The sequence below is a fragment of the Thermus hydrothermalis genome (genome assembly GCF_022760925.1).
Lineage (GTDB): Bacteria > Deinococcota > Deinococci > Deinococcales > Thermaceae > Thermus > Thermus hydrothermalis.
Genome location: NZ_JAKTNT010000008.1, coordinates 91,251 through 97,578, shown reverse-complemented (window position 1 = coordinate 97,578; position 6,328 = coordinate 91,251). Strand labels below are relative to the sequence as shown.

Annotated in this window: 6 protein-coding genes and 1 pseudogene; 4 read left to right on the top strand and 3 right to left on the bottom strand. The window is 67.2% G+C overall.

The annotated features are described in order from the left end of the window. Positions 1-483, top strand: a pseudogene (locus L0C60_RS06970) (E3 binding domain-containing protein); the annotation flags it as partial. Between the two features lie 42 nt (positions 484-525). Here L0C60_RS06970 and L0C60_RS06965 read toward each other — a convergent pair. The 3 genes from L0C60_RS06965 to L0C60_RS06955 are packed head-to-tail and all read right to left on the bottom strand — an operon-like array spanning position 526 to position 3,307. Then, positions 526-1,878, bottom strand: coding sequence for an NAD(P)(+) transhydrogenase (Re/Si-specific) subunit beta (locus tag L0C60_RS06965; protein ID WP_234506361.1), 1,353 nt, complete (start codon positions 1,876-1,878; stop codon positions 526-528). After that, entirely contained in the window at positions 1,878-2,180 is a 303-nt protein-coding gene (locus L0C60_RS06960; RefSeq protein ID WP_234506362.1) for a proton-translocating transhydrogenase family protein, read from the bottom strand. Before L0C60_RS06960 ends, L0C60_RS06965 begins: the two co-directional genes overlap by 1 nt. Then, positions 2,180-3,307, bottom strand: coding sequence for an NAD(P) transhydrogenase subunit alpha (locus tag L0C60_RS06955; protein WP_234506365.1), 1,128 nt, complete (start codon positions 3,305-3,307; stop codon positions 2,180-2,182). Before L0C60_RS06955 ends, L0C60_RS06960 begins: the two co-directional genes overlap by 1 nt. A 174-nt stretch (positions 3,308-3,481) precedes the next feature. On the opposite strand from L0C60_RS06955, the gene L0C60_RS06950 reads away from it, so the two are divergent. From L0C60_RS06950 to L0C60_RS06940, 3 genes are read left to right on the top strand one after another with little or no spacing between them, the layout of a single operon-like run. Continuing rightward, complete coding sequence (locus L0C60_RS06950; protein ID WP_234506368.1) at positions 3,482-4,369, top strand: DMT family transporter; 888 nt, start codon at positions 3,482-3,484, stop codon at positions 4,367-4,369. Next, entirely contained in the window at positions 4,366-5,178 is an 813-nt protein-coding gene (locus L0C60_RS06945) for a DMT family transporter (protein WP_234506372.1), read from the top strand. The genes L0C60_RS06950 and L0C60_RS06945 overlap by 4 nt, the downstream gene beginning before the upstream one ends. Before the next feature lies 1 nt (position 5,179). Further along, positions 5,180-6,319 carry an MFS transporter gene (locus L0C60_RS06940; RefSeq protein ID WP_234506374.1) on the top strand — a complete coding sequence of 380 codons (1,140 nt, stop codon included), beginning with the start codon at positions 5,180-5,182 and terminating at the stop codon, positions 6,317-6,319. Positions 6,320-6,328 lie beyond the last annotated feature (9 nt).

The following is a 6,328-nucleotide window of genomic DNA, read 5'->3' as shown; positions in this document are numbered from 1 at the left end:
CCCATCCCCACCCCAACCCCCGGCGTGGCCGCCCCAATGGCCCCCACCCCGGCAACGCCCACCCTCCTCAAGGTCTACCGCCGCCGGTTTGACCCCGCCCCCCTAAAGGGAGCCCTCGAGGCCTTCGCCCGCATCCACGGGGTACCCCAAAACCCCTTGCCCTTCCTCCTTAGGGGTGCGGAAAGGGCCTTGGCGGAGCTGGAACTTCCCTTGCGGGCCCTGCGGGGCCATGCGGAGGGGGAAAGGGTCTATGGCGTGAAGCCCCTAGGCGGCTTCCTCGCCCTTTTCCGCCAGGAAGGGGGCGAAGAGGGGGAGGGCCTCCTCTGCTTCGCCGGGGAAGAGGAGGTCCACACGGGCCGCCCAAGCCTTTTCCTCTCCCCGGAAGGGGTCCTCGCCGCCTCGGGCCTGGAAGCCCCCGTGGCCCGGAAACTTTTGGAAAGGGTGGCCCTTTACCTGGAAAACCCCGTGCTCCTCTTGGCCTAAAACGCCTGCCCCGGGGAAACCCCGGGGCAGGCTCTTCTGGCGCTAGAGCTTCTTCAGGGCCTGGGTGAGCTGGGTCAGAACCTGTTGGGCGTCCCCGTAGAGCATGCGGGTGTTGTCGGCGTAGAAGAGCTCGTTTTCCACCCCGGCGAAGCCCTTCCCCTGCCCCCGCTTGATGACGATGACGTTCTTGGCCTTGTCCACGTCCAGGATGGGCATGCCGTAGAGGGGGCTCCCCGGACGGCGAGCGGCGGGGTTCACCACGTCGTTGGCCCCGATGACCACCGCCACGTCCACGGTGGGGAACTCGGGGTTGATCTCCTCCAGGTCCTTGAGCTTGTCGTAGTCCACCCCCGCCTCCGCCAGGAGGACGTTCATGTGCCCCGGCATCCGGCCCGCCACGGGGTGAATGGCGAACTTCACCTCCACGCCCCGGCTTTCCAAGAGGTCGGCGAGCTCCTTCACCTTGTGCTGGGCCTGGGAGAGGGCCATGCCGTACCCGGGCACGAAGACCACCTTGTTGGCGTAGGCCAGCATCACGGCGGCGTCCTCCACGTCAATGGGCTTCAGGCTCCCCTTGACTTCCCCCGCCTCCTGCTCCACGCCAAAGCCGCCCACCAGGACGCTCCACACCGAGCGGTTCATGGCCCGGGCCATGAGCACGGTGAGGAGAGTACCCGCCGCCCCCACCAGGGTGCCGGCCACCATGAGGGCCGGGTTCCCCACGGCGAAGCCCTCAAAGCCCACGGCCATACCGGTAAAGGCGTTGTAGAAGGAGATGGCCACGGGCATGTCCCCGCCGCCGATGGGAAGCGTCATGAGCACGCCAAAAAGGAGGGCGAGGAGGAAGAAGAGGACGATGCTAAGGGTGGGGTCGTTCCAAAGGAGGGAGAAGCCCAAGACCACCGTGACCAGAAGGACCAGGGCGTTCACCACCTTCTGCCCCGGGAAGAGGATGGGGCGGCTTCGCATGAGGCCCTGGAGCTTGGCGAAGGCGATGAGGCTCCCCGTGAAGGCCACCGAGCCGATGAGCCCGCCCAGGATGGCCAGGGCCATGAGCCCAGGGTTCTCAAAGGCCCCCTTCAGGAGCTCCACCGCGGCGATGGTGGCGGCGGCACCCCCGCCCATGCCGTTGTAAATGGCCACCATCTGGGGCATGTCCGTCATGGCCACCTTCACCGCCGCCCACCAGGCCACCACCGAGCCCAGCGCCAAGGCCAGGAGCATGAGGCCGAAGTTCCCCATCTCCGGCCAGAAGAAGGTGGCCAAAACGGCCAGCACCATGCCCCAGCCCGCCCAGACGATGCCGCTTTTGGCGGTGGTGGGGTGGGCCATGCGCTTCAGGCCCACGATGAAGAGGATGGCCACCACGAAGTACGCTGCCTGGATGAGGTCCATTACTGACCACCCCCCTTGCCGGGCTTTTTCTCAAACATCTCCAGCATACGCACGGTGACGGCGTACCCCCCGGCGGCGTTGGCTGCCCCTAGGACCACGCCCAGGAAACCGATGAGCTTTTCCAAGCCGGTTTCCGCATGCCCCAGGACCACCATGGCCCCCACCACCACCACCCCGTGGATGAAGTTGGACCCGGACATGAGGGGGGTGTGGAGGATCACCGGAACCCGGGTGATGAGCTCGTAGCCCAAGAAGGCCGTGAGCACGAAGATGTAAAGGGCCGACCAGAAGCCGAACTCCATCACGCACCTCCCAGAAGGGCCTTGGTGGGCCCGTGCAGGATCTCCCCTTCCCTCATCAGAAGCGCTCCTTGGATGATCTCGTCCTCCCACTTGGGGGCGAACTCGCCCTTTTCAATAAGGAGGCTGGAGAGGTTGAGGAGGTTCTTGGCGTACATCTCCGAAGCGTGCACGGAAAGCTCGCTCGGGAGGTTCAAGGGGCCATAGATCCGCACCCCCTTCACCTCCACCACCTCCCCCGGCTTGGTGAGGACGCAGTTGCCCCCGCTCTCGGCCGCCAGGTCCACCACCACGGTGCCGGGCTTGAGCCTTTCCATCATGTCCTCGGTGAGGAGGATGGGGGCGCGGCGGCCCGGCACCTGGGCGGTGGTGATGAGGACGTCCATGCCCGCCACGTGCTCCCGCAAGGCCTCGTGCTGGATGCGCTTCTCCTCCTCGGTGAGCTCCCGGGCGTAGCCGCCCTCCCCCTCGGCGCTAATGGGAAGCTCAATGGGCTTGGCCCCCAAGGAGACCGCCTGCTCCACCGCCGCCTTGCGCACGTCGTAGGCGAAGACCTGGGCGCCCAAACGCTTGGCGGTGGCGATGGCCATGAGCCCCGCCACCCCCACCCCCATGACCATCACCTTGGCCGGGCGGATGGTGCCCGCCGCCGTGGTGAGCATGGGGAAGAAGCGGGGAGAAAGCCGAGCTGCGTGGACCGCCGCCAGGTAGCCCGCCACCGTGGCCTGGCTGGAGAGGGCGTCCATGCTCTGGGCCCGGGTGATGCGGGGGATGAGCTCCATGGCGATCACCGTGGCCTTTTTGGCGGCAAGCGCCCGCACCAGCTCGGGGTTCTTGTGGGCCTGGACAAAGCCCACCACAATCGCCCCAGGCTCCAGCGCCCCGATGAGGTCTTCCGGGGGCGGCTGAACGGTGAAGAGGAGGTTGGCGCCCTTTAAGAGCTCGCCTCGCTCCACCACCTCCGCCCCCGCCTCTTGGTAAGCGGCGTCCGGGTAATAGGCGCCTTCCCCGGCGCCCCGTTCCACCCGCACCCGGGCGCCCCCCTTGACCAGGCGGGCCACCACCTCGGGCACCAGGGCTACCCTTCGCTCTCCCGGAGCCCGTTCCTTGGGAACCGCTACGGTCACCATAGGACCTCCTTCGGGGGAAGTATACCAGCACGGGTAAGGACGCCTGTCCCAAGCGGAGGCCCCCCTTTACACCACCCCAAAAAAGGGTCTACACCGCCCAAACCCGCGGCCAAAACACCCCGCAAGAGGGAAAACCCCTTCGCAAGAACCCCGCTTCCGTGGAAGAATACCGGCATGCGCCCCTCGAGGCCCCAAATCCTCGCCGTCCTCCTCCTGGGCATCCTGGCCATCAGCTTCGGCAGCATCCTGGTGCGCCTGAGCCTCGAGGCCTCGGGGGACCGAAGCCTCGCCTTCAGCCTGGTGATGAGCGCCGGGCGCCTGGGCCTCGCCGCCCTCCTCCTCGCCCCAGGGTGGTTTAAGCCCCTCTCCTCCCGCAAGGGCCTTCCCTTCGCCGTGGCCGCCGGGGTCTTCTTGGCCCTCCACTTCGCCTTCTGGATCACTTCGCTTTCCTACACCTCCGTGGCCGCCAGCACCGCTTTGGTCACCACCAACCCCGTCTGGGTCACCCTCTTCGGCTGGCTTTTCTTTGGGGAAAAGCCCTCCGGCACCACCCTCCTCGGGGTGGCCGTGGCCCTCGTGGGGGGGCTATGCATCGGGCTTGGGGATGCGGAGGGAGGAGGAGGGAAAAACCCCCTCCTCGGGGACCTCTTGGCGGTCTTGGGGGCGGTGACGGTTTCCTTTTACTTCCTCCTGGGTCGGGAAGCCCAAAGGCGGGGGCTCTCCACCCTGGAATACATCCGGGTCGCCTACACCACGGCGGCTTTGGTCCTCCTTCCCCTCCCCTACCTCTTCGGGGGCGGGTACGGGGGGTACCCCCTGGCCGTCTACGGCTACCTCCTCCTCATGGCCCTCCTCCCGCAACTCGTGGGGCACACCAGCTTCAACTGGGCCACGCGGCACATCCCCCCGGTTCTCGTCACCCTGGCCATCCTCTTTGAGCCGGTGGGGGCAAGCCTCCTCGCCTTCCTGCTCTTCGGGGAGCTCCCTGGGCTACCTGTGCTCCTTGGGGCCTTGGTCCTTCTCCTCGGCGTGGGCCTCGCCGTGGTGGGAGGTAGGCGGTGATTTTCGTGGTCTTGGCCGCCCTCCTTTGGGGCCTGGGGGGCGCCTTGGCCGGGCGGTTCATGGAGGGTATCCCCCCAGGGCTCCTCATCCCCTTGCGCTTTCTCCTAAGCTTTCTCCTCCTCCTTCCCCTCGTCCTCCGCTACCCCCCAAGGCCCGAGGAAAGGCGCCGCCTCCTGGGCGTGGGGTTCGCCCTTTCCGGGGCCCAGGCCTTTTACTACCTGGCCATCCACGCCACCACCGTGGCCACGGGGATCTTCCTCCAGTACCTGGCCCCCGCCCTCCTCACCCTTTACGCCCTCCTGTGCCGGGAAAGGCTTCCCGCCCGGGCCCTTTTTGGGGTAGCCCTGGCCCTCCTCGGGGCCTACATCCTGGTGGCCGGGGGAGAGGGGCTAGAGGGTAGCCCCGTGGGCGTGGCCTTTGGCCTTCTTGCCGCCCTTTCCTTCGCCCTCTACGCCGCCACCTCCCAGGGGCTCAAGACCCCACCCCTGGTGAGCCTGGGGGTGGCCACGGGGGTGGGAAGCCTCCTCGCCCTTCCTGCGCTCTTCCTCAACCTGCCCGGGCTCCTTTCCTTGGGCCTCGAGGACTGGGGCGGGGTGGCCTACCTGGTGCTCTTCGGGACCCTCCTCCCCTTCGCCCTCTTCCTGCAGGGCGTGCGGGTGGTCCCCGCCCGGGAGGCCACGCTCCTCGCCATGCTGGAACCCGTGGCCGGGGCCCTCTTCGCCTGGCCCTTAGCGGGCGAGCCCTTACGGCCGGAGGCGCTTTTGGGGGGTGGCCTCATCCTTTTGGGGGTAGCCTTAAACCGGAGGTGATATGGCTCTACGGGTGTTTTTTCTCTTCACCTTGGGCTACTTCCTCTCCTACTTCTACCGCTCGGCCAACGCCGTGCTTTCCAAGGACCTCTCCCAGGACCTGGGGCTTGGACCGGCGGAGCTCGGCTTCATGACGAGCCTCTTCTACCTGGCCTTCGCCGCCGTGCAACTCCCCTTGGGAGGGTTCTTGGACCGGATGGGGCCCCGGGTGGTGACCCCGGCCCTCCTCCTGGTGGCGGCTCTGGGGAGCGTGGTCTTCGCCCTGGCGCCGAGCTTTCCCGTCTTGGCCCTAGGCCGGGCCCTCATCGGGGTGGGCATGGCGGCGGCCCTCATGGGGGCCCTAAAAGCCTTTAGCCTCTGGTTTCCCAAGAACTACGCCACGGTGTCCACGCTTCTCGTGGGCCTTGGGGCCACGGGCGGGCTTCTGGCGGCCACGCCCCTGGCCCTCCTCAAGGAGGTGTTGGGCTGGCGGGGGGTCTTCCTCTTGGGGGCCTTGGGAGTGGTTTTGGTGGCCCTCGCCATCTACCTGGGGGTGCGGAACACCCCCCCGGGCATTGCCTGGCCCAAGGCCGGAGGAGCGGGCGGGCTTCGGGAGGTCTGGGGGAACGGAAGGCTTCTAAGGGTGGCCTTCCTGGCCCTGGCCTTCGCCGGGAGCTTCCTCGCCCTCCAGACCCTTTGGGCGGGGGCTTACGGCTACCACCTGGGGCTTTCGGCGGTGGCGGTGGGCAACCTCCTTTTCCTCTACTCGGGGATGGCGGTCTTGGGGTTTTTGGTTTCCGGATACCTGGCGGACCGCTTCGGCACGGCAAGGGTACTTTTCCTTTCCGCCTTGGCCTTCGCCCTGGGCCTCCTCCTCCTTCTCCTAAAGCTCCTCGTCCCCGCCTACGCCCTCCTGGGCTTTTTCGGGGCCTTCAACATCCTCACCCTCACCCAGGCCCGGGAACTGGTGCCAAGCCACCTGGTGGGGCGGGGCACCACCTTGGTGAACCTCTTCGGCATCGGCGGCACCTTCCTCCTGCAGTGGGGGGTGGGGGTGGTGGTGGGAAGCCTGGGGTACACGTGGGCCTTTGGGGGGCTTCTCCTTTTGCTCCTTTTGGCCCTGGGGCTTTACCTGCCCCTGCTTCAGAGGTCCTCTGGGTGAAAGAGGGGG

Coding starts and splice junctions, on each gene's coding strand:
- L0C60_RS06955 (WP_234506365.1), bottom strand. CDS start 3,307: ATGGTGACCGTAGCGGTTCCCAAGGAACGGGCTCCGGGAGAGCGAAGG.
- L0C60_RS06965 (WP_234506361.1), bottom strand. CDS start 1,878: ATGGACCTCATCCAGGCAGCGTACTTCGTGGTGGCCATCCTCTTCATC.
- L0C60_RS06940 (WP_234506374.1), top strand. CDS start 5,180: ATGGCTCTACGGGTGTTTTTTCTCTTCACCTTGGGCTACTTCCTCTCC.
- L0C60_RS06950 (WP_234506368.1), top strand. CDS start 3,482: ATGCGCCCCTCGAGGCCCCAAATCCTCGCCGTCCTCCTCCTGGGCATC.
- L0C60_RS06960 (WP_234506362.1), bottom strand. CDS start 2,180: ATGGAGTTCGGCTTCTGGTCGGCCCTTTACATCTTCGTGCTCACGGCC.